24 protein-coding genes and 4 pseudogenes are annotated in these 26620 nt (G+C 70.5%); 14 read left to right on the top strand and 14 right to left on the bottom strand.

Translation table 11 applies throughout. The annotated features are described in order from the left end of the window. The first annotated feature begins 128 nt into the window (after positions 1 to 128). From GKE82_RS15280 to GKE82_RS15270, 3 genes and pseudogenes are all read left to right on the top strand, one after another. Positions 129 to 2789 carry a replicative DNA helicase gene (locus tag GKE82_RS15280; RefSeq protein ID WP_154733877.1) on the top strand — a complete coding sequence of 887 codons (2661 nt, stop codon included), beginning with the start codon at positions 129 to 131 and terminating at the stop codon, positions 2787 to 2789. Beyond that, positions 2789 to 3556, top strand: coding sequence for an ATP-binding protein (locus tag GKE82_RS15275; protein ID WP_107567749.1), 768 nt, complete (start codon positions 2789 to 2791; stop codon positions 3554 to 3556). The genes GKE82_RS15280 and GKE82_RS15275 overlap by 1 nt, the downstream gene beginning before the upstream one ends. A 13-nt stretch (positions 3557 to 3569) precedes the next feature. Next, positions 3570 to 4908, top strand: a pseudogene (locus GKE82_RS15270) (adenylosuccinate synthase). Positions 4909 to 4941: 33 nt separating this feature from the next. On the opposite strand, the gene GKE82_RS15265 reads toward GKE82_RS15270, so the two are convergent. Genes GKE82_RS15265 through GKE82_RS29955 form a run of 3 tightly spaced genes read right to left on the bottom strand, consistent with a single transcriptional unit; the run spans position 4942 to position 7036 of the window. Further along, positions 4942 to 5580, bottom strand: a complete 639-nt coding sequence (locus GKE82_RS15265; RefSeq protein WP_107567745.1) for an RDD family protein — start codon at positions 5578 to 5580, stop codon at positions 4942 to 4944. Beyond that, positions 5577 to 6305 (bottom strand): hypothetical protein, encoded by a 729-nt coding sequence (locus GKE82_RS15260; protein WP_107567743.1) that lies wholly within the window; start codon positions 6303 to 6305, stop codon positions 5577 to 5579. The genes GKE82_RS15265 and GKE82_RS15260 overlap by 4 nt, the downstream gene beginning before the upstream one ends. Positions 6306 to 6322: 17 nt before the next feature. After that, positions 6323 to 7036, bottom strand: a complete 714-nt coding sequence (locus GKE82_RS29955; RefSeq protein ID WP_154733876.1) for an acyltransferase — start codon at positions 7034 to 7036, stop codon at positions 6323 to 6325. A gap of 21 nt (positions 7037 to 7057) precedes the next feature. Between GKE82_RS29955 and GKE82_RS15250 the strand changes: the two genes are divergently transcribed. The 3 genes and pseudogenes from GKE82_RS15250 (at position 7058) to GKE82_RS31495 (ending at position 10149) form a co-directional block, all read left to right on the top strand. Continuing rightward, on the top strand, positions 7058 to 8083 hold the full coding sequence (locus GKE82_RS15250) for a Gfo/Idh/MocA family oxidoreductase (RefSeq protein WP_309233625.1): 1026 nt from the start codon (positions 7058 to 7060) through the stop codon (positions 8081 to 8083). Further along, positions 8083 to 9373, top strand: a pseudogene (locus GKE82_RS31500) (nucleotide sugar dehydrogenase). The gene GKE82_RS15250 and the pseudogene GKE82_RS31500 overlap by 1 nt, the downstream one beginning before the upstream one ends. Next, positions 9370 to 10149 carry a hypothetical protein gene (locus tag GKE82_RS31495; protein ID WP_154733875.1) on the top strand — a complete coding sequence of 260 codons (780 nt, stop codon included), beginning with the start codon at positions 9370 to 9372 and terminating at the stop codon, positions 10147 to 10149. Before GKE82_RS31500 ends, GKE82_RS31495 begins: the two are co-directional and overlap by 4 nt. Here the strand turns inward: GKE82_RS31495 and wecB are convergent. Further along, positions 10086 to 11159, bottom strand: coding sequence for a non-hydrolyzing UDP-N-acetylglucosamine 2-epimerase (wecB, locus tag GKE82_RS15235; RefSeq protein ID WP_309233624.1), 1074 nt, complete (start codon positions 11157 to 11159; stop codon positions 10086 to 10088). The two genes, GKE82_RS31495 and wecB, sit on opposite strands and share 64 nt — an antisense overlap. After that, entirely contained in the window at positions 11156 to 11950 is a 795-nt protein-coding gene (locus GKE82_RS15230) for an aminotransferase class IV (protein WP_196189252.1), read from the bottom strand. Before GKE82_RS15230 ends, wecB begins: the two co-directional genes overlap by 4 nt. Before the next feature lie 51 nt (positions 11951 to 12001). Between GKE82_RS15230 and GKE82_RS15225 the strand changes: the two genes are divergently transcribed. The 5 genes from GKE82_RS15225 (at position 12002) to GKE82_RS15205 (ending at position 16656) form a co-directional block, all read left to right on the top strand. Then, positions 12002 to 12895 (top strand): adenylate/guanylate cyclase domain-containing protein, encoded by an 894-nt coding sequence (locus tag GKE82_RS15225; RefSeq protein ID WP_196189251.1) that lies wholly within the window; start codon positions 12002 to 12004, stop codon positions 12893 to 12895. Between the two features lie 293 nt (positions 12896 to 13188). Continuing rightward, positions 13189 to 14412 (top strand): hypothetical protein, encoded by a 1224-nt coding sequence (locus GKE82_RS15220; protein WP_154733872.1) that lies wholly within the window; start codon positions 13189 to 13191, stop codon positions 14410 to 14412. Further along, positions 14409 to 15053, top strand: a complete 645-nt coding sequence (locus tag GKE82_RS15215) for a hypothetical protein (protein WP_154733871.1) — start codon at positions 14409 to 14411, stop codon at positions 15051 to 15053. The genes GKE82_RS15220 and GKE82_RS15215 overlap by 4 nt, the downstream gene beginning before the upstream one ends. Next, the gene (locus tag GKE82_RS15210; RefSeq protein WP_154733870.1) at positions 15050 to 15958 is read left to right on the top strand and encodes a hypothetical protein; all 909 of its coding nucleotides are present in this window, start codon (positions 15050 to 15052) and stop codon (positions 15956 to 15958) included. Before GKE82_RS15215 ends, GKE82_RS15210 begins: the two co-directional genes overlap by 4 nt. A gap of 377 nt (positions 15959 to 16335) precedes the next feature. Then, a complete protein-coding gene (locus GKE82_RS15205; RefSeq protein WP_196189250.1) occupies positions 16336 to 16656 on the top strand; it encodes a transposase in 321 nt (106 codons plus the stop codon). A gap of 263 nt (positions 16657 to 16919) precedes the next feature. On the opposite strand, the pseudogene GKE82_RS31490 reads toward GKE82_RS15205, so the two are convergent. The 3 genes and pseudogenes from GKE82_RS31490 to GKE82_RS15190 form a co-directional block, all read right to left on the bottom strand. Then, a pseudogene (locus GKE82_RS31490) lies at positions 16920 to 17162 on the bottom strand (site-specific integrase); the annotation flags it as partial. 124 nt (positions 17163 to 17286) lie between these two features. Continuing rightward, positions 17287 to 17490, bottom strand: a complete 204-nt coding sequence (locus GKE82_RS15195) for a hypothetical protein (protein WP_154733868.1) — start codon at positions 17488 to 17490, stop codon at positions 17287 to 17289. A gap of 1188 nt (positions 17491 to 18678) precedes the next feature. After that, positions 18679 to 19404, bottom strand: coding sequence for a hypothetical protein (locus tag GKE82_RS15190; RefSeq protein ID WP_154733867.1), 726 nt, complete (start codon positions 19402 to 19404; stop codon positions 18679 to 18681). A gap of 116 nt (positions 19405 to 19520) precedes the next feature. On the opposite strand from GKE82_RS15190, the gene GKE82_RS15185 reads away from it, so the two are divergent. Then, positions 19521 to 20846 (top strand): IS256 family transposase, encoded by a 1326-nt coding sequence (locus GKE82_RS15185; protein WP_154732000.1) that lies wholly within the window; start codon positions 19521 to 19523, stop codon positions 20844 to 20846. Here the strand turns inward: GKE82_RS15185 and GKE82_RS15180 are convergent. The 5 genes and pseudogenes from GKE82_RS15180 to GKE82_RS28630 form a co-directional block, all read right to left on the bottom strand. After that, positions 20840 to 22903 carry a hypothetical protein gene (locus GKE82_RS15180; RefSeq protein ID WP_154733866.1) on the bottom strand — a complete coding sequence of 688 codons (2064 nt, stop codon included), beginning with the start codon at positions 22901 to 22903 and terminating at the stop codon, positions 20840 to 20842. The genes GKE82_RS15185 and GKE82_RS15180 overlap by 7 nt on opposite strands. 307 nt (positions 22904 to 23210) lie before the next feature. After that, positions 23211 to 23498, bottom strand: a complete 288-nt coding sequence (locus GKE82_RS15175) for a hypothetical protein (protein ID WP_154733865.1) — start codon at positions 23496 to 23498, stop codon at positions 23211 to 23213. Continuing rightward, positions 23419 to 24288 (bottom strand): Tn3 family transposase, encoded by an 870-nt coding sequence (locus GKE82_RS30850; RefSeq protein ID WP_375337045.1) that lies wholly within the window; start codon positions 24286 to 24288, stop codon positions 23419 to 23421. Before GKE82_RS30850 ends, GKE82_RS15175 begins: the two co-directional genes overlap by 80 nt. Positions 24289 to 24695: 407 nt before the next feature. Next, positions 24696 to 24818: pseudogene (locus GKE82_RS31485) on the bottom strand (hypothetical protein); the annotation flags it as partial. A 227-nt stretch (positions 24819 to 25045) separates the two neighbouring features. Then, positions 25046 to 25369, bottom strand: a complete 324-nt coding sequence (locus GKE82_RS28630; RefSeq protein WP_230316182.1) for a DUF4288 domain-containing protein — start codon at positions 25367 to 25369, stop codon at positions 25046 to 25048. 180 nt (positions 25370 to 25549) lie between these two features. Here GKE82_RS28630 and GKE82_RS15160 point away from each other — a divergent pair, with 180 nt between their 5' ends. Next, positions 25550 to 25867, top strand: coding sequence for a hypothetical protein (locus tag GKE82_RS15160; protein WP_154733863.1), 318 nt, complete (start codon positions 25550 to 25552; stop codon positions 25865 to 25867). A gap of 48 nt (positions 25868 to 25915) precedes the next feature. Here GKE82_RS15160 and GKE82_RS29950 read toward each other — a convergent pair whose 3' ends face one another. Further along, the gene (locus GKE82_RS29950) at positions 25916 to 26041 is read right to left on the bottom strand and encodes a hypothetical protein (RefSeq protein ID WP_255450691.1); all 126 of its coding nucleotides are present in this window, start codon (positions 26039 to 26041) and stop codon (positions 25916 to 25918) included. Between the two features lie 238 nt (positions 26042 to 26279). Here GKE82_RS29950 and GKE82_RS15150 point away from each other — a divergent pair, with 238 nt between their 5' ends. After that, a complete protein-coding gene (locus GKE82_RS15150) occupies positions 26280 to 26594 on the top strand; it encodes a helix-turn-helix domain-containing protein (protein WP_154733862.1) in 315 nt (104 codons plus the stop codon). Positions 26595 to 26620: the final 26 nt, after the last annotated feature.

The following is a 26620-nucleotide window of genomic DNA, read 5'->3' as shown; positions in this document are numbered from 1 at the left end:
CCCCCACGGGCGCCCGTCGTCGTTGTCAGGGCTGCCCCGGTTCGTGACGACTCCGTGGAAGAGCACGCTCCTTCCGCACAAATCGGCGACGGCCTCCACGGGGCCGTTGCTACGGTCAACCGTCCAGCATGAGCACCTTCCCCGACGAGGACTACGAGCCCTACACCGAGCCGCAGAGCACCGCCGCGGCGATGGCTCCGCCGCACTCGCTGGAGGCCGAGCAGGGCGTCCTGGGCGCGATCCTGCTGTCGGACAAGACGCACTACGAGTACCTCGTCCAGACGGCGCTGACCCCCGACGACTTCTACCGCGACCGGCACCGCGTCGTCTTCGAGACGATGTTCGAGCTCTACGAGGAGAACGAGCCGATCGACGTCCTCACCGTCACCGAGCACCTGCGCTCGCGCGGCAAGCTCGACGAGGCGGGCGGCCCGGCGGAGATCGACGCGCTGGCCGGTGCCGTCCCCGCGGTCGGGAACATCCGCCGCTACGGCGCGATCGTCAAGGAGCACGCGCTGCTGCGGCGGCTCCTGAAGACCACCTACGACATCCAGTCCGCCGTGCACGGCCACGAGGCGGAGGCGCGCGAGATCGTCGAGCGGGCGGAGACGCAGATCCTCGAGGTCGCGCACGACGACCGCGCCAAGGACTTCGTGCCGGTCGGGGACGTCCTGCACGCCGAGATCGACGTCTGGCAGCGGATCGCCACCGAGGGCATCACGATGACCGGCACGCCCTCGGGCTTCCCGGACCTCGACGAGATGACCGGCGGCTTCCAGCCCGGCAACCTCATCATCCTCGCGGCGCGTCCCTCGATGGGGAAGTCGGCGCTCGTCACGAACATCGCCGAGAACGTCGCGCTGCACCCGAGCAACCCGAAGGCCGTCGCGCTGTTCAGCCTCGAGATGAGCGAGGGCGAGCTCGCGCAGCGGTTCATCGCCTCGCAGGCGTCGATCAAGGGCGACGACCTGCGCAAGGGCCGGCTGAAGAAGGAGCGCGACTGGAAGCGCGTCCTGGAGACCGCCGCCCGCTACGACGCGGCGAAGCTGTTCATCGACGACTCCTCCGACATCGGCCTGCTGGAGATCCGCGCCAAGGCGCGCCGCCTGCACCAGCAGCACGAGCTCGGGCTGATCATCGTCGACTACCTCCAGCTGATGCGCGCCGACGGCCGGATCGAGAACCGCGTCCAGCAGGTCTCCGCGATGAGCCGCGGCCTGAAGATCCTCGCCCGCGAGCTGCTGTGCCCGGTGATCGCGCTCTCGCAGCTCTCGCGCGGCGTGGAGTCCCGCACGGACAAGCGGCCGATGCTGTCCGATCTGCGTGAGTGCGTCACCGGCGACACGCTGGTGACGCTCGCCGACGGTCGCCGGATCCCGATCGAGGAGCTCGTCGGAACCCGGCCGGAGGTCGTCGCCGTCGACGAGCGCGACCGACTCGTCCCCGCCGTCGCAGAGGAGGTGTGGCCGGTCGGCCGTCGCGCGGTGGTCGAGCTGCGTCTCGCCTCGGGACGCCGGATCCGGACCACCGCCGACCACCGTCTGCGAACGGGTGGCGGGTGGGAGACCGTCGGCAGCCTCGTCCCCGGAGACCGCGTGGCGCTCGCCCGCGACCTGCCGGAGCCGCTCACCACCGACCGCTGGCCCGAGCACGAGGTCGTCCTCCTCGGGCAGCTCATCGGCGACGGCTCCTACCTGCGCGGCCAGCCGATGCGGTACACGACGGCCTCCCAGGAGAACTCCGACGCCGTCCGGGCCGCCGCCATCGCGATGGGGTCCGTCGTGCGCCGCCACGAGGGCCGGGGCTCCTGGCACCAGCTGGTGATCGCGGGCAACGGGAACCGGTGGACCCCGGCCGGGGTGGGTGCGTGGCTGAAGCAGCTCGGGATCTTCGACCAGCGCTCGGGAGAGAAGCGCGTCCCGCGCGCGGCGTTCCGTCTCCCCACCGACCAGATCGGCCTGCTGCTGCGGCATCTGTGGGCCACGGACGGCTCGATCCACGTGGATCGCAGCGACCGCGGGCGGGACAAGGGCCGCGTCGCCTACGTGACGATCAGCCGGGGACTCGCCGAGGACGTGGCCGCGCTGCTCCTGCGCCTGGGCATCGTCGCGCGGATCACGACCGTCGCCCAGGGCGCGCACCGACCCGCCCACCACGTCCAGGTCTCCGGCAGCGCCGCACAGCGGCGCTTCCTGCGCCTCGTCGGGGCCTTCGGCCCTCGGGTCCCCCAGGCGGAGCAGCTCGCAGGGGTGCTGGCCACGCGGGCCGAGGCCACGAACGTCGACACCCTGCCGACGGAGGTGTGGGCCCGCGTCCGCGCGCGGATGGCCGAGCGCGGCGTCACCACGCGGGCGATGGCGGACCTCCGCGGAACGTCCTACGGCGGGTCCGCGCACTTCGCGTACGCGCCGTCCCGGACCGTCGCGATGGAGTACGCGCTGCTGCTCGAGGACGACGTGCTCGCGGACATCGCGTCCTGCGACCTCTTCTGGGACCGTGTCGTCTCGGTGTCGCCCGCCGGTGAGGAGGACGTCTACGACCTGACCGTCCCGGGCCCGCACTGCTGGCTGGCCGACGGCATCGTGTCCCACAACTCGGGCGGCATCGAGCAGGACGCGGACCTCGTCATGTTCATCTACCGCGACGAGTACTACTACCCGGAGACCACCGAGGCACCCGGGGAGGGTGAGCTGATCATCGCGAAGCACCGCAACGGCGGACTGGGCACCGTGCACCTGAACTTCCAGGGCGAGTACCCGCGGTTCCTCGGCCAGGCGCGGGAGGACTGATGCCGCGCCCCTGGGTCTGCCCCTTCGACCTGTGCGACGGCAGCGCGCTGCTCGTCGACGAGGCGACGCGCACCTCGCGGCCGTGCCGCTGCCGGCCGCAGATGCTGAGCGCACGGCGCACGACGTCGCTGGCCCGGTCGATCCCGAAGAAGTACCGCGGCCTGTCGCTGGACCGCGAGCCGATCGCGTCGATGCCCGACGGCACCCGCCGGGTCGTCGGCGCCTACCTGCGCGACCTCGACGAGCACGTGCGCACGGGTCGCGGGCTGTGGTTCTTCGGCGACGTCGGGACGGGCAAGACGACGCTCGCGATGCTCGTCTCGCAGGCCGCGCTGGATCGCGGGCACTCGGTGGCGATCTACTCGCTGCCGCGGCTGCTGGCGGAGATCCGCACGACGTTCGACGAGGACACCGAGCACTCCTACATCGACCTGCTCGACCGCCTCACCGAGGTCGACCTCCTGCACATCGACGACGTCGGGGCGGAGAAGACGAGCCCGTGGGTGCTGGAGCAGCTGTACTCGATCATCAACACGCGCTACGAGGAGGAGCGCGCCGTGATGATCACGACGAACCTCGTCGACGACGAGGAGCTGCGCGAGCAGATCACGCCACGGACGGTCAGCCGGCTGCGGGAGATGTGCGAGCTCGTGCCGCTGTTCGGGGCCGACAACCGGCTGCGCGAGGACTGGGACGACCACCAGCCGCAGCCCGGCCGGGCGGGTGTGGAGTCGTCCGTCGCGGACTGGCTGCAGCAGAGTTCGTAGACTCTGGTCCCTCATGCCAGGCACCGTCATCGTCGGCGCGCAATGGGGTGACGAGGGGAAGGGCAAGATCATCGATCTGCTCGCCTCCCGCGCCGATGCCGTCATCCGCTTCCAGGGCGGCAACAACGCAGGTCACACCATCGTCCACGAGGGCGTCACGTGGAAGTTCCACCTGATCCCGTCGGGCATCCTGTTCCCGGGGAAGACGTGCATCATCGGCAACGGGGTCGTCATCGACCCCGAGGTGCTGCTGGGCGAGATCGACGGCCTGCGCAAGCGCGGCGTCGACGTCAGCGGGCTGAAGATCAGCGCCAACGCGCACGTGATCATGCCCTACCACCGGATCCTCGACCGGGCCGGTGAGGACCGCCTGGGCCGCCACCAGATCGGCACGACCAAGCGGGGCATCGGTCCCGCGTACGCCGACAAGGCCGCACGCCTGGGCATCCGCATCCAGGACATGCTCGACGAGAAGATCCTGAAGAAGAAGATCCTCGCCGCGCTCGAGCCGAAGAAGCTGATGCTGCGCCCCTACGAGCGCGACGCCGAGTTCGCCGACCAGCTCGACCTGCAGCAGATGACCCTCGACCTGCTGACCTACGGGCACAAGCTCGAGCAGCACATCGCCGACACCAGCGCGCTGGCGTGGAAGGCGCTGGACGAGGAGAAGCTCGTCCTGTTCGAGGGCGCCCAGGGCGCGCTGCTGGACATCGACCACGGCACCTATCCGTTCGTCACGTCGTCCAACCCGGTGTCCGCGTCGGCGTGCATCGGCTCGGGCGTCGGCCCGCGCGACATCGACGAGGTCTGGGGCGTCACGAAGGCGTACGCCACGCGCGTCGGCGCGGGCCCGTTCCCGACCGAGCTGTTCGAGGGCGACCCGGTCGGCGACGGCATCATCGACCGCGGTCACGAGTACGGCACCACGACCGGCCGCCGCCGGCGCGCCGGCTGGCTGGACCTCGTCGCGCTGAAGTACGCGGCCCGCATCAACTCGCTGACGCACCTCTGCGTCACGAAGCTCGACGTGCTCTCCGGGCTCGACACCATCCGCGTCTGCACGCGCTACCGGGGGGGAGGAGGACGCGACGTTCGAGACGTTCCCCTACCACCAGACGGTGCTGCACCACGCGACCGCCGAGTACGTCGACCTGCCGGGCTGGCAGGAGGACCTCACCGGCTGCCGCAGCGAGGCGGACCTGCCGCAGGCCGCGCGCGACTACCTGCAGTTCATCGCCGACCACACCGGCGTGCCGATCGCGCAGATCAGCATCGGCCCGGCGCGCGACCAGGTCATCTGGACCGAGGTCGGCAACCAGACGGTCGCCGGGCGCACGCCGAGCGTCGTCTAGCCCCGCCGCGGACGGGGCGCCCGATCGGGCGCCCTAGGCGCGGACGACGCGCGTGTCGACGATGAAGTCGTGCAGCGCGCGGTTCTGCTCGTCGAACAGCGGCCAGAGCCAGTCGGCGAGGTACGCGATCCCGAACGTGAAGCTCGCGACCGCCCCGACCACGAGGCTCTTGAGCACGACCTCGCGCACGACCGCGGTGCCGAGGTCCAGCCGCGAGCGGTCCCGCTTGACGACCCGGATGCCGGCGGCGTACTTGCCGACCGTCCGGCCGTCGGTGCGCCACAGCATCAGCGGCTGGTAGACGAGCGCCGCCAGTCCGACCACGAGGATCAGGACGAAGAACGCGAGCACGAGCGCGAAGAACCCGCCCTCGGTGTCGACGGTGACGCCGATCGCCCCGAGCGGGATGAAGAGCACGACCGCGAGCATGACGACGACGAAGCCGTCGACGATCGCCGCGAACGCGCGCGACCACCAGCCGGCGAGCTGCAGCGGCTCGGGGCCGTCTCCGGGCAGCCCTGACGGCATCACGGGCGTCGGCGTGACGGGCGCGGGCCCGCCGGCCGGGCCGTACGCTCCCGGCGGCACCGGGCCGGTCCCGTACCCGGGCGCGGGCGGCGGCGGTGGCAGCGGGTTGCCGAAGGCGTCGCGGCCGGTCCCCTGGTCGCTCATGGGAACGAGGGTACCGGCACGACCATCCCGGGCATGCCGTGTCCGATCTCGTGGTCGTGCTCGAGCACCTCGGCCTCGCCGCGGCGCAGGACCCGCAGGGCGAGCGCGAGCGCGGACAGCATCGCGAGCGTGGCGAGGGTGATCTGCACGCTGACGATCCCCTCCTCGCTCCAGTAGACGTCGTCGAGCTTCAGCAGCAGCGCGGACTCGTCGAGGGTGAGCGCGACCCCGGCCCCGAACGGGACCGCGAGGTACGGGTCGAGGTCCTCGTCGCGGGAGACGATCGACACGCCTCCGGCGAGGAACGCCATCGCGATGCCGGGGACGAAGTGGTGGATGTGGTGGTCCCCGACGACGACGTTGCGCAGCGGTCCCCAGCGGCCGCGCTCGCGCAGCAGGCGCGTGGAGACGCGCGTCAGCACGAAGGTCGCGAGGAACGACAGGTGCAGGTTCAGCAGCGCGTTCTCGCGCGTGGAGCCGCCCTTGTAGCCGGCGACGGCGACCTCGACGGTCTGCCCGATCGCCTGCTCGGCGGCGAGGACCACGTCCTCGGTCTCGCCCGGCAGCGGCGCGTCGCCGCGCCGCCACACCCGCAGCACCTCGGCGACGAGGACGGCGCCCGTCGTGACCCCGGCCGCGGCGGCGATCGCGCGCGTGCGCCGCTCGGCGACCTCCCGGCGGCGGCGGGCGGCGGCGCTGCGCGAACGGCCGATGACGAGGTCCACCGAGCGCACCGTGCCGCTCAGGTCCAGGGGCCGCGTTCGAGCAGCTCGGCGTCGGGCACGCGGCGCACGACGCGGGCGGGGACGCCCATGACGACCGCGCGGGCGGGCACGTCGGCGGTGACGACCGCGCCGGCGGCGACGAACGCCTCCTCCCCCACCTCGACGCCGGGGGTGAGCACCGCGCCGCCGCCGACGCGGCAGGCGCGGCGCAGGGTGGCGCCCTGGAGGGCGCGGCCCTCGGGCAGGCGGGCCATCGTGTCGTCGTTGGTGGTCACGGCGCCGGGGCCGACGAAGACGTCGTCCTCGACGGTGCTGAACGCCGTGAGGTACACGTGCGCCTGGAGGCGCACGCGCGCGCCGACGGTCGACCGCGGGTCGACGGTGGCGCCGCGTCCGACGACCGTGTCCGCCCCGACGGTCGCCTGCTCGCGCACGACGGCGAGGTCGCCGACGATGACGCCCGGGCCGAGCTGCGAGCCGGCGAAGACGACGGCGTGCGTGCAGATCGCGGCGCCGGCGCCGATGACGAGCGGTCCGGGCCCGTCGGCGCTGCGCAGGCTGGACCGGGGGGACAGCGTCGGCGGCTTGCCGAGCACGGCGCCGTCCTGGATGCGGACGCCGTCACCGATGATCACGTCGTCGTGCACGACGACGTTGGCGCCGAAGACGACCCCGTCGCCGACCCGCGCGGTCGGGCTGAGGACGAGCCCGGGAGCGTCCGTGTGGTCCATCCCGGATACCCTACCCACGCCGTGAGCGCCGCCTCTTCGACCACCTCCGAGCTGCGTGGCGCCGTCCTCGGGCTCGGCATGATGGGCCGCCACCACGCCCGCCTGCTGCAGAGCACGGCGGGGGTCGCGTTCGCCGGCGCGGTCGACCCGGGCGGGGACGTGCACGGCGCCGTGCGCGACCCGGGGCTCGTGTTCGCCTCGCTCGACGCGCTGCTCGCGGCGGGCCCGCTGGACTTCGCGATCGTCGCAGCCCCGGCCGAGGAGCACCTGCCGCTCGCCGCGCGGCTGATCGAGGCGGGCGTGCACGCGCTGGTCGAGAAGCCCCTGGCGGCGACGGTCGAGGAGTCGCGCGAGCTGATCCGACTGAGCGAGGGCACCGGGGTCCGGGTCGCGGTCGGGCACGTCGAGCGGTGCAACCCGGCGCTGCTGGAGCTGCGTCGCCGCGCGCAGGCCGGGGAGGTCGGGGACGTGTTCATGATCGCCGCCGAGCGGCAGGGCCCGTTCCCGGCGCGGATCAAGGACGTCGGGGTCGTGAAGGACCTCGGCACGCACGACCTCGACCTCGTGCGCTGGATCGGGGGCGCCCCGGTCCTGCGGGTCGCGGCGGAGACGCAGCACCGCATGGGTCGTGCGCACGAGGACCTGGTGCTCGTGACGGGCCGGCTGCGGTCCGGGGTGGCGTTCAGCTGCTCGGTGGACTGGCTGACGCCGACGAAGGTCCGGCGGGTGCGGGTCCTCGGCTCCGACGGGATGCTCGTCGCCGACCAGCTGACCGGTGACCTGACGCTCTACCGTAACGGGGACGTCGAGTCGACGTGGGACGCGGCGCGCACGCTGCGCGGCGTGAGCGAGGGCGACATGACCCGCTTCGCGATCGCGCGCCGCGAGCCGCTGCTCGTGCAGCTGGAGACGTTCTGCGCCTACGTGCGCGGCGAGGACGACGCGGGCGTCGTGACGCTGGAGGAGGGCCTGCACGCTGTGCAGGCGGCGGAGACCGTGCTGCTGTCGGCGCGCGAGGGGATGACCGTGCGGATGGAGGACGTCTGATGCGCGCGGTCGTCGTGGCGCTCGGGAAGATCGGGCTGCCGATCGCGGCGGCGATCGCCCGGGCGGGACACGAGGTGATCGGCTGCGACGTCGACCAGCGCGTCGTCGACGCGGTCAACGGGGCGGTCGAGCCGTTCCCGGGCGAGGGCGGCCTGCTCGAGGCACTGCAGGAGACGGTCGGCGCGGGCCGCCTGCGGGCGACGACCGACACCGCCGCCGCGGTCGCGACGGGGCCGGATCTCGTGATCGCGGTGCCGCCGCTGATCGTCGACGCGGACGCCCGCCCGGACTTCGCGATCCTCGACGCGGTCGTGGCGGACATCGCGCGCGGCCTGGCCGCCGCACCCGGCGACGCGCGCCCCGTGATCGCGATCGAGACGACGCTGCCGGTCGGCACGACACGGACGCGAATCGCCCCGGCGCTCGAGGCGGGCAGCGGTCGGACCGGGGAGCGCGACTTCTTCACCGTGTTCTCGCCCGAGCGCGTGTTCAGCGGCCGGATCTTCCAGGACCTGGAGACGTACCCGAAGCTCGTCGGCGGCCTGAGCGCGGACGGCGAGGCGCGCGGCGTCGCCGCCTACGCGGCGTTCCTCGGCGCGGAGGTCCGCGCGATGGGGTCCGCGGAGGCCGCGGAGATGACGAAGCTCGTCGAGACGACGTACCGCGACGTGAACATCGCGCTCGCCAACGAGTTCGCGCGCGCCGCGGACCGCTACGGGCTCGACGTGCAGGCGGTGATCGACGCCGCGAACTCGCAGCCGTTCAGCCACGTGCACCGGCCCGGGGTCGCGGTCGGCGGGCACTGCATCCCCGTCTACCCGCGGTTCTACCTCGCCGGTGACCCGCAGGCGCGGCTCCCGGCGACCGCGCGCGCGGTCAACGAGACGATGCCCGCGTACGCGGTCGACCTGCTGGAGCAGCAGCTCGGCCCGCTGCGCGACGAGACGGTCCTGGTCCTCGGCGTCGCGTACCGCGGCGGCGTGAAGGGAGACCGCGTTCTCCGGCGCGTTCGCGCTGCGCGACGAGCTGCTCGCGCGCGGCGCGCGGCCGGTCGCCGCCGACCCGCTGTACGACGCCGACGAGCTCCGGGCGCTCGGGTTCGAGCCGTGGGACGGGGAGGCGGCCGTCGCGGGCGTCGTCGTGCAGGCCGACCACGCGGCCTACCGCGAGCTCGGCCCCGCGCGGCTGCCGGGCGTGCGCGCGGTGGTCGACGGGCGCGGGATCGTGGACGGGGCCGCGTTCGCGCAGGCCGGGGTGCCGGTCAAGGTCATCGGGCGCCCGCCGGCGTGACCGCCAGGATCCTCGTCGGGCTCGGCGCACTGACCGTCGCCCTGTCGACGCTGCTGATCTGGCTCGCCTACGAGGGGCCCGGGATCCGAGGTGGCGTCGCGGTCGACGATCTGCGCCTCGACAGCACGATCTGGCGGACGCGGGCCGCGGTGACCGACCTCGCCATCGTGGTCAGCACCGGTCTGGCGGTCGTCGCGGCGGTGCTCGGGCACCGCAGGGCGCTGCTGCACGCAGGGAGCGCGGCACTCTTCCCCGTCCCGCTCCTGGCCGTCCTGCTCGTCGGCGACGGATGGCGCGGGACGGACGCTCGAGGCGCGCAGCTCGCAGCCGTCGGTCTCGCCGCGATCGTCGCGGGGCTGGTGCTGCTCATCCGCGCGGACGAGGCGCGGCTGGAGGGGGCGCGGCGGCACGCGGCCTTCGCGACCCCTGTCGTCGTCGCGCTCGTGGGGCTCGCCCCGTACGCGCTCGGGGTGTCGTGGCTCGAGGGACCGCGCGAGGCACGGGTCGTGGTGCTCGCGGCTGCCGTCGCCCTCGCCGTCAGCGCGGGCCTGAGGCGTGCGGCGGTCGCGTGCGCGCTCGGGACGGCGCTGGCTGCGACGAGCGTGGTGACCGGCGCCGAGACGCTCGCCACCGAACCGGACCCGGCCGTCGGCGCGTGGCTGTTCATCCTGGTCGTGGCGCCGCTCGCCGCCCTCGCGGCGTCCGGTCCGCGTCAGTCGCCGAACGCGCGCACGAGCGCGTCGACCACGCGCTCGCCGGCCCGGCCGTCCCCGTAGAGCATCGGCCGCTCGGTCGGCAGGGTGCGCTCGAGCGCCGCGTAGGCCGCGGGCGCGTCGAGGTCGACAAGGACGTTCCAGCCCGCTTCCACGGTCTCGGTCCACTCGGTCGTGTCGCGCAGCGTGATGCAGGGGACGCCCGCGAGGTACGCCTCCTTCTGCACGCCGCCGGAGTCGGTGAGCATCGCGCGGGCGCGCGTGAGCAGCGCAGTGAAGGCGAGGTAGCCGAGCGGCGGGGTGATCGAGACGTGCTCGGCGCCGAGCAGCTCGTCGAGCCAGCCCTGCGCGTCGAGGCGCGCCCCGGTCCGCGGGTGCAGCGGGAGCACCGCCGGGCACGGCAGGCCCAGCAGCAGGTCGACGAGGCGCCGCAGCCGCTCGGGGTCGTCGACGTTCCCGGCGCGGTGCGCGGTGACGAGCACGTACTCGCCGGGCGTCACCTCGGCGCTGCGCAGCGGCCCGTCGTCCTCGCGGGCGCGGGGCTGGACGAGCAGCGCCACGTCGACCATGACGTCCCCGACGACCTCGACGGTGCCGACGACCCGCTCGGCGGCGAGGTGCTCGGTCGGGGCGGCGGACGAGCACAGCAGCAGCGTCGAGAGGTGGTCGGTCAGGACGCGGTTGAGCTCCTCGGGCATCGACCGGTCGAACGAGCGCATGCCGGCCTCCACGTGCGCGACCGGCACGCCCGCCTGCGCGGCGGCGAGGCCACCGGCGAGCGTGGAGTTCGTGTCCCCGTAGACGAGGACGACGTCGGGGCGCTCCGCCGCGATCAGCGGCGCGATGGCGCTGAGCATCCGCGCGGTCTGCTCGGTGTTGGATCCCGTGCCGAGCTGGAGCTCGTGCGTGGGGCGCGGGACGCCGAGCTCGTCGAAGAACACGGCGCTCATCTCGTCGTCGTAGTGCTGGCCGGTGTGGACGAGCACCTCGGTGGCGACCTCCTGCAGGCGCCGCGAGACCGCGGCCGCCTTGACGAACTGCGGCCGGTTGCCGATGACGGTCAGGACCCTCACGCGGCCGCGAGCTCCTCCGTGACGTGCGCGCGGAAGCGGGCCGCCGCCTCGACGGTGCGGGCGCCGGGTGTCGCGGGCAGCCACGCGCCGTCGATCGCCGTGATCGCCTGCACCTCCCGCAGGGTCGAGGCGAGGAACGCCTCCTCCAGGCGGGCGAGGTCGTCCCGGGTGGTGATCCGCTCGGTCGCGCCGGTGAGCGCGAGGACCCGCCGACGGGTGATCGAGTCGAGGATGTGGTCGTCCAGCGGCGGCGTGTAGAGGTGCTGGTCGCCGGTGAGCGCGTAGAAGAACGAGGACGTCGGGGCCTCGAGCACGCGGCCGTGCGGGGTGACGAGCAGCGCGTCGTCGGCGCCCTGCTCCTGGGCGACGCGCCCCGCGAGCATGTTCGCCGCGTAGCTCAGGGACTTCACGCCGTCGAGGACCCGGGTCGGCGCGTAGGTGACGGTCGCGAGGGTGAGGGAGTCGGCGTGCTTGCGCAGCGGCTCAATCATCGCCAGCCGGGTGCCGCCCATCGTGACGAGCACGCGGACGGCGCCGTCGATGGGGTCGGCGGCCTGCAGCAGCGTGCGCACGTCGGCGTCGACGGTCGCCGGGTTGAGCGGCAGCCGCAGGGTCCGGGCGGAGGAGACGAGCCGCTCGAGGTGGTCCTCCCAGGCGAACAGCCGCCCTGCGTAGAGGCGCGCGACCTCGAACACGCCGTCGCCGCGCAGCAGGCCGGGGTCGGTGGCGGGGATCCGGGCCTCGGCGGCCGGGACGACGACGCCGTCGAGGATCGCGAGCTGGTCGGGCACGCGGCGCACGATACCCCGCAGCGCCGCTCGCGGCCGTAGGGTTTCGTGCGCGTGAAGAACGACCAGGAGGCCATCCGCGGCCGCATCTACGAGCTCGCCCGTTCGATCGGGCTCGTCGGCGACGCCCAGCTCGGGCAGATCGCGGACCTCGCGGCGCGCGCCTCGCAGCTCAACGACTTCATGGACGAGCACGCGCTCGTCGGGCTCCTGCAGGCGTACGGGCGCGCGGTGGACCGGATCGCCAGCGCGGAGGCGCTCGTCGCCGCCCGCCATCTCGCGGACGTGCCCGACGAGGCGTTCGAGGCGACGCTCGACGCGTGGCTGGCGGACGTCCTGCCGCTGGCGGTCGACACGTTCGCGCTGATCCACGCCCGGCGCCTGGAGCAGCTGGTGCGACGGCGCACCCAGGCGGCCGCCGCGTCGGCCGCGACCGCCTCCGCGGTGAGCACGGACGGCGCGACCCCGGACCTGGAGTTCGCGGACCTCGCGGTCGGCATGGTCGACCTGCGGGGCTCGACCGGCTTCATGCTCGACCAGAAGCCCGAGGCGATCTGCGCGCTCGTCGACGAGCTCTACTTCGCGGTCGGCCAGGTCGCCGCCCAGCACGAGGTGCACGCCGGGAAGTTCCTCGGGGACGGGGTCCTGTTCTTCTCCGCCGACCCGGACCGGCTGCTCGACGCGACCGTGCAGGCCGTCGCCGTGCTCGGGGAGCAGACGGCGCTGCGCGCCGGGGCGGGCGTCGCGCGCGGCGCGGTCATCCGCCACGCGGGCGACTGGTTCGGCACCCCGGTGAACCTCGCCTCCCGCCTGGGCGAACTGGCCGGCCCCGACGAGGTCCTCGTCGACCAGGACGCCCTCCCCGACGGTCGCACGCCGCGGACGTGGCGCTGGGCCCGGCCGCGCGGCCTGAGCGAGGAGCGGCGCGTGGGCGTGCTCGTGCCCTAGAGGTCGCGAACCGCCCGGGGAACGACGAAACCCCGGCCGGAGCCGAGGTTTCGGTTAGAGAGTGGGTAACTCCCGAAACTCGTGCCGTCCCGATGAGTACTGGCGTTGCTTGCTAGCGCAGTTCTGCTCGGCGCAACGGTCCCCCGGATTATCGGAGGGTCCCGCCCAACACCCCCCGGAACGTGCGTTCGTGGAATCTGCGAATCGGCGAGGTTCTATCGGGCTGGTGTGTCCCGAAACTCCCCCGGATGGTGCGGTTGCCGGCGTCGTGACGGGGCCCTAGTTTGCGGGCCGTGACCGACGAGACCCCGACTGATGAGCTCGAGCCCGAGGCTGGCTATTGGCTGGAGGGGGAGGGACGTTCGCCGGCACGGCACACGACGGATCCTCTTGCTCTGCACATCTTCGGGCTCCTGCGTCCGTTGGAGGCGACGGACCGCCTGCTTGTGCTGCGCCAGTTGCGAGCGGCGGCCGTGGAGGGGCCCTCGACCCCGGAGCCTGAGCGGCAGCACGCTGCTCGCATGGCCGTCCAGCGGTTCTTGGATGAGACCGGGGGACCCGCTAGCGCGAAGAGGTACTCGGCGTGGCGAGGTGCGCACGAAGAGAAGCAGAGCCTTCCGGCGCAACAGTGGATCGCGAGGTCCTTCGGAGGCTCGTGGATCAGGGCGCTCGCCGGGATGGGACTGCAACCGACGCTCGACCACTCCGCGCGGCGAATGCGCACGATGCTCCCGCCGCCAACCGATGAGGAGATGCTGCGCTCGTTGCGTGAGTGCGCGTTCCAGCTCGGACTTGACCGGTTGACCTTCGCGCAGTATCGGCAATGGGCGGTCGGCCGGCTTGCGGCGGGTCAGACGAGGCCGACGCTGATCATCAGCGCGCAGCCGTTCCATCGCCGGTTCGGAAGTTGGCGGCGTTCACAGCAGCTCGCTGGCCTGGACGTGATGGTCGGCTGGCGCGGTGCGAGCGTAACGCGGCGTGAGTATCCGCAGGAGCAGTTGATCGCGTGGCTGAAGGAGGCCTCGGAGGCCATCGGCGTGCGTCGCTTCTCCGGCCACCAGTTCGACAAGTGGCGCCGCGCGAAGATCGAGGCCGGGGCGGCGGACGGGCGCCTGGTAGTGCTCCCGACATCGAACACGGTATGCCTTCGGTTCGGGACCTGGGGCAAGGCGTTGCTCGCCGCCGGGCTGATCAGTGACTACCAGAGCGACTGGTTCATCGGCGGGCAAGGTGTCAGGGCCACGCCGGAGCACGTCGCCTGGTCACTGTGGACCGCCTTGGTCGAAGTCGGTTCGGCCAGCCGGCTGACCCAGCGGACCTACACCACATGGGCTCAAGCCCGCTACCAGCATCCCACCGACCCCAAGCCTGTGAGCGTGCAGATCATCCGCATGCATCTGGGCACCTGGCGCAACGCGGTCGCGGTCGCGACGGAGTCCGGCAACCACAACCGCGGGATAGACGGAATCCTCGATCACATCCCTGGCGCCCGCCTGACAGAAGGAGGCCCGTCGTGAACCTTCAGAACGACAATGACCTGCCCACGGAGCGCACCGAGCCATGCGAGACCGCGGAAGCGATCGCCGCGATCGCGCCGCACCTGCCGACCCGCACCCAGCACGACCTGCTGCGCATGCTCGAGTACAGCATCGCTGCCCCGCGCCGCCAGGAATGGCGCGAGGCCCGACTGGGCCTGCTCTGTGAGCTCGTTCTCGCGATGCACGGCGAGGTCCCCAACGCCGACGACTACAAGCGCCTGCGCCAGGAGCGCCTCAACCAGGGCGAGGTGTGGCCCGCGCAGAGCAGCCTGTCTGAGAACTTCGGAGGCTGGATCCGCGCGGTCCGAACGGCGTTTCAGCTCGCCTACCCCGACCCGCGGCGCAACAGCACAGGTCACCGAAACCCAGACTACGAGTCCAAGGCGTACACGCGCGAGGAACTCGTCGACGCCCTCCGCGCCGCACGCCGCGACCTGCATCACTGGCCCAGCCGCATCGAGTACGAAGAATGGCGGCGACTGAGCCGCGAGCTAGCCCGCAACCTCGGGCGAGGCCGTACCCGCGTCCCCAGCATCGGGACGATCGAACGGAACTTCGGCACCTACCCGCGCGCCGTCCAGCAGGCCAAGCGCACGCAGCCCTGGGACGAGACCGCATGACTCCCCCGGGCGCCACACCCCAGATCGTCGTCCTGGAGGTCACCCCCAGCGACGGCTACCAGCGGCACCTGCTCCTCGAGCACGGCATGCGCGCCCCCGAGGTCGCGCGGACCGTGATCGACCTCGCCGTGATTCAACCGGCCGACCGAGCCCAGATCCTGAACGCGCTGGAGCAACTCAGCAGCGCACTGGAACTCTCGAGTCGGGCGCTCATCGACCGCGACGGCAACGTCCTCCAACCAGCCCTTGGAGTGCAGCTTGCCGACGACAACACCGGGAGCTTCGTCGTCTCGGGCCTGACCGGCTCACTCGAAGCCGCTGCACTGGCGCTCCTGGAGGACGCGCTCGCATCCTTTGCGCAGGAACGAGCCGTCTACGACGATCTCGCGCGCGCCCTCGACGGCTTGGTCCAGGTCGACCGCCTCCAAAGCCGCCCCGCATGGTCCGCCCGCCACGCCCTCACCGCTGAGCAGGGCCGACGCGCCCTACGCGTCTACGCCGCGCTCCAGCGCAGCCGTACGCTCAGCGAGCTGGCCTACCGGCAGGTAGTCGCCAGCGACATCGAACCAACCGCCGACGAGATCAACATCACCACCCTCCTGTCCCCAGAACTCGCCCAACAACTCAGCGACGAAGTGCGTGACGTCGCCGCCGCAGAAGACGTGCGCACCGCGGAGCGCACGCTGGATCTCCCAACACGGCAGCGAACGTCTCCGACTTCTCGACGAACTCGGACTCGAACTGAACGACGCCTACGTCCAAGAACGCATCGCGCGCGAGTGGCCAGGCGGACGCGTCCAAAACGACCAACGCTCCCCTCTTCCCACGACCCCGGAGTTGCGAAAGCTCCGCGACACCAGGCAACAACTCGCCGACAGCGCCTGGCACGGCACTGCCAATCTTGAGGCCGACCGCATCCGTATCTGGGCGAGCGCACCATGGCTCCCCGACCCACTCTCCGTCTTCATTCCAGCGCGCGAGTAGCGCTTCCCGAGCGTGCGCCGTCACGGCCTCACACCAGGTCACCGGGCCGGAGGACATCTCTGGCGTGACGCCTCGTCTACCCGTCCGCGCATCTGACGACCGTGTCGTACCGGATCCTCATTGGCCTCGTCCGCCTAGAGCTGGCGTGGACCCCGGGATCGTGTTGACAGCTTGGCTGTGAGGAATGTGGACCCGGACGGGGTCGTCACGAAGGCGAGGCCGTAGGCCGAGCCGAGTGGCGATCCCGTCCGGCGCACCTCGCAGCATGGCCGCCCAACATCCCTCCGAGGGGGACCTGATGGGCGAGACCCGCAAGTACCGGGAGTTCACCGCGCAGCAGAAGACCGAGCTGGTGCTCGCGTCGCTGCGGGGCCAGAAGACGATCGCGGAGCTGTGCCGCGAGCACGACATCTCCGAGACCCTGCTCAGGCGTTGGCGTGAGCAGTTCCTCGCCGCCGGCGCCCAGCGTCTGTCGGCCAAGGCTGAGCGCACCGAGCTGGACGAACTGCGCCAGCAGGTGAGCAAGCTCGAGCGTGCGCTCGGGCCGCAAGACGATGGAGGTGGAGGTCGCACCCCGTTCGGGGCACAGGCGGGGGAACTCTTGCGGGGATGGGAGTGAGCATGCGCGTCGCCCGTTCCCGCGAGCTCGTCGCGCAGGGCCGTCCCGCCGCCTTGGTCGCCCGCGTGGCGGGGATCAGCCGGCAGGCGATCTACCGACGGCCGACGCGGCCGCCGGTCGCGCAGCCCGGCGGTGGTGCGGCGGTCGGGGATCCGCAGCAGCCCGTCGTACTCGGCGAGCGAGAGCGCGCGGACGGGGTTCTCGTAGGCGGCCTTGATCGTCTTGACGCGCTGGATGCGCGGGTCGAGCTCGAGCGCGTCGGCGAGCCGGCGAACTGCGGCCATCCTCGAAGACAGCGTCGACGACGACAGGCCGCGGCGTGCGAGGTCATCCCGGAACGCCACGACGAGGTCGCGGTCGATCGCGGCCGCGGTGACGGGCTGGCCGCCGGCGCGGACCACGGCGAAGTCGGCGAGCTGGCGATAGGCTGCGGCGTAGGCGCGGCGGGTGTTCGGGGCGGCCTGCAGCAGGTCGGCCCCCTCCCCCGGCCCGTCGAGGACCTCCACGAGCTCGCGCCGGACCAGCCCACTCACGAACCCACCCCGAACCGCGAACCGACACCGCGGCGCACGATGGTGTGTTCGCGCGCGCCCGCGTCAACCCGAGTAGCGCGGCAGTCGCCGAGCAGCGTCATAGGCCTGCGCGCGCCCGGCGGGCGCGCAGTTCGAGGACCTGCGCCGCGAGCTCCGCGGGGAGGTGCTCGCCGGTGGCGCGGGCCAGCAGGCGCAGCTCGGCGTCGACGAGGTCGCCGACGTTGACCTGCAACTGCGGGTCGACCGGCCACACGCCGGGGACCGCGGCCGGGGGTTCGGGGAGGAGACGCAGATCAGCCATACGCCGGATCGTGACTGCCGGCCCGGGCGGATGCCCCTGATAGGCGCCTTTATCAGGGGTCAAATCCGAGCGGGATCCCGCCGTCGCACGACTCGCGGCCACGCTGCTCCCCGGTTTATCACCGGGCAGTTCGTGCGCTGCTCAAATTCCCTAGCGGCTGCTACCACTGCTCAACGTCTAAACGCGAGTCGCGCGCCGCGATTACGTCGACGCCGAGAAGGACAATCTCGGAGTGTCCAGCCGGCCGTTAGCCAGCGGGAGAAGGGGTCGACGGGATGGCTAGGAAGGCGCGGTCTTGGGCATTGCCTGTGGGAGCTGCGGCCCAGATCCCGCCTGGCCCGTAAGTGAGCCAGCTCGATCGCTGTCCGAGAACGACCCGCGGACGGTTGTCGGTGCCGTAGCGGACGATCTGGCCGTTGTCAGCGTCTGTCATGTGGCTCGCGAGGAGACCACTGTTGGTCAAGAGCGGGCCCTCGACCCGTGTGGTCGTTCGCGACGTGCATGCGACGACGAGCGTGCTCGGGCGTCGCCCCGTCTCTAGACGGGTTCTCCTGAGGATGGTTTGCTCGTCGCTGAACTGTCCTTCCGCCGAGAGCGGACAGGCGTCGACGGGGTCTCGGTGGGAGATCCAGGCCAGCCAGGTTCCGCGTAGGTCGATCCCCGTCAAGTAGTTGCCGTCTTGACGACTCGCGATCTCTCGGTGGACAAGGCGGGATGCGCCCCGATTACCTTCCGTAACCCGAACTTCGGTGCCCTTCTCGGAGATACCGGGGTACCGACGGGAGAAGGCAATGCGCCCCTTCCAGATCGCAGGCGTAGCGTCCGTCGCGTTTGCTGGTCGGTCGATACCGGCCGGCCTCTCTTTAAGCGTTCGGAGATTGAGCGTGCGAATTGCGCAGGCTTCGGGCGAGGAGCACCTAGAGAAGACCGCGACAGCTCGGCCGTTGCGGTCCGTACCGACATCAAGATCGAATGGGAACTCAGCAGAGCGGACGCCCGGCAAGACTTGGACGGCGCCATTGACGACTCGAACGAGCCGATAGCGGTTCGTCCCCGACGGCATGCTCCAGAGCAACTGGTCGCCACTGCCGGCCAGCTTGGGAGTCGGCCCCAGGTTGTTCGGGATCCTGACCCCGTCACTGGCGCTCGCGGTAGCGACCGCGAAGGCCGGAAGAGCGATGAGAGCCGCTAGCAAATGTTGGAGACGACGCATGCCTTGAACTTTGTGTAGGCCGGACGAGCGGTGCCATCCGGGTTGAGGAGAGCGGAATCAAACGGGTACGGGGTCGGAGCCGCGCCATTGAAGCGAACGGCACCTTCGGGGACGCTCTCGAGGTCGTACCAGTACAACCGCGTGATCGACGGAAAGATGCTGATTAGGTCGAACAGATTTGTCGCCGCCTGCCCCGTGCGCGCGATCGCGTCGGACATCGAGTTGCCCTGCTTCTCGCGGTAGACGTGGACACGGCCTCCCTGCTCGGTCAGCCACAACTCCGGGACGATCGTCGGACTTCCCTGCTTGACGTAGGTCGTGCTCGCAATGAAGTTTGCGATCTTGGTCCGCGTATTGCCGACCTCGTTCGCGACCGATGGACGAGCGTCGGCCTGGGCATACGCGTGGTAGGACCAGCGCAGGGGCGGCAGCTTTCCGCTCGATCGGGTCCCGTCGATGTATCGCTGCAGACCTGAACCGGCACCGCCGCGCGTGTCAATCTTGCCGGAGAACTCACCCGCGGTCACGCGGCACGTCGTGCAGAGCTCGCTCTTGAGGATGCGCCAGAACTGCCCGGCCCGATAAAGGCCCGCCGTGCTTGAGGTGCCGCGGATCTTTGAGTAGAACGGGCTGGTTGGTTCGAACTTGTGGTCTGGCTCGTTCCAGGCCGCGTAGTCCTTGATCCACGGGAACGCGTCCACGGAGGTTGTCCCGTAGCTCGTAGAACTTTGTAGGTGGCGGTCCTTCCCGCCTCGTCCGCTTCCGTTGGGAGCGTGGCGAGTGCGAAGTCATCCACGACGAGGAAGGAAGAACCGCCATGAGGAACGTAGAGCAGGGCCGCGACGACCGCGAACTTGCGCTGCCCCCGGCTGTGCAGGAAGCGCTCGGCGAGCTCGTGAACGCTGCGAAGGACGGGCTGCTGGCCCTGTCGGTCGGGGTCGGGCTCGGCGTGCTGGACACACTGATGGAAGAGGAGGTCACCGAGGTCGTCGGACCGAAGGGCCGACGTGACCCGGACCGTGTCGCGGTTCGTCACGGCCATGAAGCGGGCGAGGTCACGCTCGGCGGCCGGCGCGTCGGCGTGCAACGCCCGAGGGTGCGGGCCGCCGACGGCAGCGGCGAGATCCGTCTTCAGACCTATGCGCACTTCGCCGACCGCGACCCGCTCACCCGGGTCGTGCTCGAGCAGATGCTCGCCGGCGTCTCGACCCGGCGGTTCGCCAGGACCCGCGAGCCGGTCGGCGAGCACGTGACCGCGGCCGAGCGGTCGACCTCCAAGAGCGCGGTCAGCCGCGAGTTCGTCGGCCGCACGACCGAGCACCTGCGCGCCCTCATGAGCCGCGACCTCGGCGATGTCCGGCTGGCGGCGCTGATGCTCGACGGGATCGAGCTGAAAGGGCGCTGTTGCGTCGTCGCGCTGGGCGTCACGACCGACGGGGTGAAGGTCCCGCTCGGCCTCTGGGACGGCTCTACGGAGAACGCCACGGTCGCCCGCCATCTGCTCGCCGACTTGGTCGACCGCGGCCTCGATCTCGACCAGGGCGTCCTCGTCGTCCTCGACGGCGGCAAGGCGCTCCGATCGGCGGTCGACCAGGTCCTCGGCCCGGTCCCGGTGCAGCGGTGCATCCGTCACAAGGAGAGAAACGTCCTGGACCACCTCCCCGAGCAGGATCGCGACCTCGTCAAGCGCAGGTTGCGCACCGCTTGGAAGCAGTCGAACTACGAGCTCGCGCTCGACGGCCTCAACCGGCTCGCCGACGAGCTCACGCGGTCGCATCCCGGGGCGGCCACGTCGCTGCGGGAGGGCCTCCCGGAGACGCTGACCCTGCAGCGGCTCGGCTGCCACGAACAGCTGCGCCGCACGCTCGCCAGCACGAACCCGATCGAGTCGATGATCGAGTTCGTCCGGCGCACCTCGAGGAACGTGAAGCGCTGGCAGTCGGGCGACATGTGCCTCAGATGGACCGCCGCCGGCATGCTCGAAGCCGAGCAGCAGTTCCGCAAGATCATCGGCGTCGACCACCTCGCCAACCTCACCCTCGCCGTCGAACGAGACCTCGCCGAACGCCGCGCGACAGCCACGCCACCGACCCCGTCCACCACGACCCCCGAGCCGGCCGCTACGCTCGCACACGCTCACTGATCACCGGACCGCCACCGAGAAGTTCCACGGCGAACGGGACATCCTCCGTCCACGAACGCCCCGACCGCTGTCCGGTACTCGGCTGTCGTCGGCAGGTAGCAGTAGGCGCTCCTGAACTCGGTTCGGTTGAACGCGACCATCACTTCGTAGCCGGCTGCTCGGGCCTTGTTGAGCCAGGCGGCGTAGCCACGTAGAGAGTGGTTGTAGGAGGGCTTGCCGTACTCCCCATCCCCGTCGTACTGGCCGTAGAAGGGAAGGTTGAAGGTCCGAGTGGCACCGTTGCCGTTGATCTTCGGGCAGCTGCGGGAACGGCTCGGGAGCGATGGGCGGGTGAGACCAAGCGCGACCAGGTCCTGGGGCTTGGCCAGTGCAAGCAGGTCCCAGGGAACGATGATCCGGACCTTCTTGAGGCCGAGCGACGTGAACTCGGGACGATCCATGAACTCGACGGAGGGGTCGGACATTCCCCAGCCGAAGCCCTGTGTTCCGCTCCCTGAGCGGCCTTCGGGGAGCGCGGGCGGTGCTTCTGTACAGACGCCGCCCGTGTCCTGGCAATAGTCCGACTCCGTGATGGCCGACGGGGTCTCCGGTGCTGGGGCAGAGCGGTCTGTGTTGAACTGCTGCTCGTCCTCACCCTCGTCCTTCGGGTCGAGGACGTCGACGTTCCAGGAACTGGACCATTCGTTACCGACCGCGTCGCGGACGACCACGCTGACGGTAGTCGGCCCCACTCCGCCCTTGTAGCGGAAGCTCCAGCATGAGCAGCCCGAATCGAACACCGGCGTCTGGACTTGCCCACCGATGCGGATCTCCTCAGAGGTCACCCCAGAGTGAGCGTCCGTTGCCAGGACTTTGAGGTCGAAGGGGTCAACCATCGAGCCGGTGTCCTGAGCGTCATAGAGGTCTCCGCTCAGTTCGACGACCGGTGGGGTGCGATCGATCTTCACGGTTCGGGTGCTCTTGCAGCCTGTCGCCCCGCTCTTGCCGAGGGCGTCGTAGGCGCAGACACCAATCGCGTGGGTGCCCGACCCAAGGGCTTGCGCGTTGAGGTCGAAGTAGCCGTCGCGGTAGGTGTAGCAGGGGCGTCCCTTGCCGCCGGCGCAGGCTCCGCCGTCGGTGGTGGGCTGGTTGCTGGTCCAGACCTTGTTGCCGTAGAAGACGTTGAAGGCCTTGATCCCAAGGCCGGGGTCGGAGGCGTTGAAGCTGATGCGGTCGGTGTAGTCGCGGACCCAGCCGGAGGGCGCGGGGGCGCTGTGGCTGACGTTGATGGTTGGGTCTTCGGGGTCGTCGAGGTAGACGATCGAGGCGCCGAGGGAGAGCGCGGCGGCGGCGGGGTGGCTGGTGCCGTTGGGGAAGGCGCCCCAGACGGCCTGCTTGCCAGCTGCGGCGGGCACGGTGTTGATGTTGTTGCCGCTCTGGACCGCGACGTACTGGCTGTTGTTGCTGTCTTGGTGCTGGCCGTTGAGCTGGTAGCCGGTCCAGTTGCCGTAGCTGGGGGCGAAGATGCCGTTGATGGTCCAGAAGTTCGCGCCGGCGCCCCACCAGAAGTTCTTCTGCCAGTAGTCCACGCGCGGGATGTAGGTGGTGCGCGAGTTCCACTCGTGGACGGTGTAGTAGTACTCGGCGATGTGCCCGGCAGCGGGGTTGTAGCCGACGTTCGCGTAGGTGTAGATGTAGAAGCCGTCACCGGTGCCGCCGCAGTTGACGCCGCTGACGCAGCGGGTGTCGTGGGGGTACCAGCCGGCCGGGTTCTCCGTGTACTGCCAGGTGCCGTCGCGCAGGCCGGCGGTGCTGCCCTGATCCCAGCGGCGGCCGCCGTTGAACCAGTCCTCGTAGATCGGGTCCACGAGGATCGGGTAGGCCAGGTCGGCGTCGCGGTGCTTGACCTCGAGGACGATCGAGTCGTCCTGGACCGTCGTGCGGACCTCCACCGGGGTTCCCTGCGCGTCCACCGCCCACGCCGGAGCGAAACGGCCGATCCGCACGCCGTCGCGGTTGACGAACACCTCTCCTTGGGGCGAGGGGACCAGCGCGATGTCGCCATGCTCGGAGGTCACGTGCAGCTTGGAGATCTCCGGAGCGGCCGGGGAGCGCAGCTGCGTGAAGGTCTCAAGACCGCCCTGCGGGACCGGGGCCGCAAGGAAGTCCGTGTCGGTGCTGGTCGAGGCCCACAGCGCGGCGACGCCATCGACGGTCGCAGCTGTGGTCGCGCCGGCCGCGTCAGCGGGGGTGATGGTGATCTCGCCGGTACCCTTGCCAACGTCGATCCCGTCCTCAAGCGCGCGCGGGAGCTCGAGCGGGACGGCGGGGTTGACGGGCTCGATCGTCCCGTCGGCCTGACGCTCAAGCGTCAGATCGACCGCCTCAAGCTTGCCGTCGTCGTTGCGTGCGCGCAGCGGGAACGCTGGACTCGATCAGCCGCGAATCCCCGTCGATCTCGACCCGGGCAACATAGTCCGAGGAGAACGCCTCGAACGCGTCGTCGCGGGCCAGCTGAGAGCCCTGCCAATCGAGGCCATCGAGCAGGCTCGCGAAGCTCTCCTGGGTGGTCTGGACCGCCTCAGAACGAGACTCAGCTCGATGCTCGGACTCCGATCGCTCGCGCTCCGCGGCCTGCGCCGGCGCAGCCAGGAACCGCTCGCGCGCCTTCATCTGCGCATCGAGCTCTTGCGACGCCTGCAGCAGCTCTCTCGACGCAGCGCCGTCGATCCGAGGTACCGGATCTTCGGCCGCGCTCGCGACAACCGCAAAGCTTGAGAGGAATGCCGTTGCTGCCGCAGCAGCCACAGCACGAGACGAACGAAGACCCATGAAACGCACATCGACCGACGATCCAAGACCCTTTAGCTAAGAGCGCAAAGACGATGTCGGTGTAGCCGTGGGTGTCGGTGGTGTGCTCGCGGATATCTGGTGCGTGGGCGTGGACGATCGCGTCGAGGCTGTGGGTCGCTTCGCGGTCGGAGACCGAGACGATCTTCGCACCGTAGGTGCTGTAGTCGTCCAGCGTCCAGCTCATCACGGTCAGTCCGCCGTGGTGGTGGCCGAACTCGCGGGCGAGCATCGCCGCGGTCGGGGGCTTACCGCGCTGTCCGACGCGATGGCCGTCGCTGCTGGAGAAGAGGCCGCTGCCGAGATGCTGGGTCAGCTCGAGGCGATGGTGGTAATCGGTGATCCGGCGGCTGGCCGCCCGGACGTTCTCGACGTCGAGGTACCACTCTTGGGCCCAGGCGATCTGGCGGTAGGAGAGCTCGCAGATGCGGGCCATCGCGACCGGCCCCAGCAGCGTGCCCGATGCGACCACCGCGGCGTAGGGGCGTTCGGGGAGCTGGCCGGCGCGCGGTGTGGCACCTGCGACGTGGCGGAGCTCGTCGGTGAAGCTGGTCCAGGCGTCGACCTCGATGAGCAGGTCGGCCAGCTCGATCTCCGGGATCCGGCCCAGCACCTCGCCCTTGAGCTCGGCGATCGCCGGGGCCTCGGTCTCCGGGCGCGCCGGGGCGCTGGTGAGGCGGCCGCGCTCGTCCAGGCCAACTCCCTGGCCGGCGTCGACGGCAGCTTGGGCCTGTTCAAGAAGCTTGCTCTGCTCGCGCTCCAGGTGCGAGAGCCGCTCGGCCGGGTCAAGCGGCCGGTCGAAGGTGATCGCGAGTTCCTCGCGTGCACGGGCCCACTGCGGTGCGGGGAGCAGGAAGGCGGCTGGGTCGAGGTACTTGCGGCTGGCGGGTCCAGCGCCCGCGGCGCGGCCTGCGGCAGCAGCTCGCGCCGAACATGCGGCTGCCCCAGCCCGAGCACGACGAAGAAGCTGTCCAGCGACGCCAGACCAAGGTTGATCGAACTCGGCGCCAGCCGCCGCTCGACCTGCAACCACCGCTTGAAGTCCCGCACCGCGTAATCACGCGCGAGCGGGTCGGTCAACGGGTCGCAACCCCACTCGCCGGACTCGGGCGCGTCCCTCGCCCAGGCGGCGAAGGAACGCACCCACCGCGCGTACTCCTGCTTGGTGCGATCCGCCAGCGGCTGCCGCGTAAGCCACGCCGCGTACGTCGCAACCGCCTCATCGAACGCCGGAGCAACACCGCTCGTGCCGGTGACGCTATTAGTCGCGGCGGCGGAAGCCCCGAACTCGATCTGCCGGACTCGGTTAGTCGCGGTCGACGGAGGTCCAGCCGCGACTAACCGGGATAAGCCGCGGCGTGCGTCCGGCTCTATGCCTCGCGTTGGAGCTCTGTGCCCGAAGCAAAGTACCGCGCGATATAGCTCTCTGGGTCTAGGTCGCTCTCTCTCATTAGTGAAAAGACTTCGGCGCCCGAGCAAATCTCGTCGAAGAGCTGGAACGCCTGCATCAGCCCGAGGTGGTCGGCATCGACTCCTGCTGCATACTCGCCGGCTTCCCTGTCCGCTAGCTCTATCGCGTGGTCGATGGTTTCTGCTTGCCAGAGAGTTATGCGTTCCTCATAGGTGTCCGATCCTTTTGGCACCCGCAGCACGCATCGGACGGCGTACCAGCGGCCGTGTAGCTCGGACTCCATGGCTTACTTCCTTCGCTTTTGCTTGTTTGCAAGCCTTCGTGCCTTCAGCTCCGCCTTGGCTTTGTTTCGCTCCGCTGCAGGCAGACTCTTGTTCTTCTGCATGGCCTCTACCGCCGCGTCGCTCAGATCTTCAAGGTCGGTATGGCGCTTACGCTGCTTGCCGTGTGCAGGATCGGCGGGATGCCGCGCCTGCCCACGGTCCGGCTAGATCGCCCGCTGCGCGGCTGCGACCAGGTGGTCGCAGCATCCGGTGATGCTGAATTCGAGCCGATCTCCGCGCTGGCTCTTGAGAGTGGCCCGCGCTCGCTGGCCGTGCTGCCGGCACCGGACCGACTCGATGCGTTCCGTTGCGGCCCTGACAGCCATGTTGCGAGCCTCCTGCTGCATGCCGTCGAGGAACTGGCGCTGCGAAACGCGACGACCGTTGAGCGCGTACTCCAATTCAAATCTCATTGGGTCTTTCCTTTCCCGGCGAGCGATAGAGTTCTCCCGCCGTAGTTCAGTGACGGGGCGGAAGTTGCAGCTCCCGCCCCGTCCGTTGACTGGCTACTTCTCGCGCCGGACGCCCTTGAAGGGCGTCCCGTCGGCCTTCTGGTCCAGGATGCGACCCGTGTTCGAGTCGCGCTTGGCCCAGTTGCCGCTGGGCGTCTTGAACTGCGAGCGCTGCTTCACAGCGCCCTTCCTGCCAGGCCCCTTCGGGGTATTGGTGGCCACTCGGCTACCTCCTACTCGTGATTTCAGGCGGTTCAAAACGCCCCATACCGGCTAAAGTCTACAAGGTCCACAAAGTCCTGCAAGTCTTTAACGTTGACAAAGGCGCTAAGGTCACCATGCACCGGGTACGACAAAGAGAAGAAGCGACGCACCACGTCGTTTCGTCGGACCCGTCCACCGAGATGAAGGAGCCATCGTGAGCAAGACCCAGGAGTTCACCGCGGTGAACGCCGACGCGGGAGCACCCCCGCAGAAGGACGTCTTGAACGTCCGGGAGACCGCCCGCGAGCTCGGCGTCCACGAGAACACCGTTCGCAACCTCGAACAGCGTGGCCAGCTGACCGCGATCCGGCTCCCCGGATCAGGCTTCCGCCGGTTCAAGAAGGAAGACGTCGATCGCGTTCGCGACGAGATGTTCAAGCGATTCGCGCCCGAGACAGAGATCGGCGAGGAACGCGACGACATGCCCGAGCGCATCCTCAGCACTCCCGAGGACTACCACCAGTCGTAGTTCCAGCGGGTCGGGGCTTCACACTG

The sequence above is a fragment of the Conexibacter sp. W3-3-2 genome, assembly GCF_009707605.1.
Lineage (GTDB): Bacteria > Actinomycetota > Thermoleophilia > Solirubrobacterales > Solirubrobacteraceae > Paraconexibacter > Paraconexibacter algicola.
This window is presented reverse-complemented; position numbering and strand designations above follow the sequence as displayed.

Excerpts from the sequence above, each read along its gene's own strand:
- GKE82_RS15195 (WP_154733868.1), bottom strand. The coding sequence starts at position 17,490 with ATGGCTGATCTGCGTCTCCTCCCCGAACCCCCGGCCGCGGTCCCCGGC.
- GKE82_RS28630 (WP_230316182.1), bottom strand. The coding sequence starts at position 25,369 with ATGGAGTCCGAGCTACACGGCCGCTGGTACGCCGTCCGATGCGTGCTG.
- GKE82_RS15205 (WP_196189250.1), top strand. The coding sequence starts at position 16,336 with ATGGGCGAGACCCGCAAGTACCGGGAGTTCACCGCGCAGCAGAAGACC.
- GKE82_RS15275 (WP_107567749.1), top strand. The coding sequence starts at position 2,789 with ATGCCGCGCCCCTGGGTCTGCCCCTTCGACCTGTGCGACGGCAGCGCG.
- GKE82_RS15185 (WP_154732000.1), top strand. The coding sequence starts at position 19,521 with ATGAGGAACGTAGAGCAGGGCCGCGACGACCGCGAACTTGCGCTGCCC.
- GKE82_RS15280 (WP_154733877.1), top strand. The coding sequence starts at position 129 with ATGAGCACCTTCCCCGACGAGGACTACGAGCCCTACACCGAGCCGCAG.
- GKE82_RS15160 (WP_154733863.1), top strand. The coding sequence starts at position 25,550 with ATGCCGCGCCTGCCCACGGTCCGGCTAGATCGCCCGCTGCGCGGCTGC.
- GKE82_RS15210 (WP_154733870.1), top strand. The coding sequence starts at position 15,050 with ATGACTCCCCCGGGCGCCACACCCCAGATCGTCGTCCTGGAGGTCACC.
- GKE82_RS15265 (WP_107567745.1), bottom strand. The coding sequence starts at position 5,580 with ATGAGCGACCAGGGGACCGGCCGCGACGCCTTCGGCAACCCGCTGCCA.
- GKE82_RS15175 (WP_154733865.1), bottom strand. The coding sequence starts at position 23,498 with ATGAAGGCGCGCGAGCGGTTCCTGGCTGCGCCGGCGCAGGCCGCGGAG.
- GKE82_RS29955 (WP_154733876.1), bottom strand. The coding sequence starts at position 7,036 with ATGGACCACACGGACGCTCCCGGGCTCGTCCTCAGCCCGACCGCGCGG.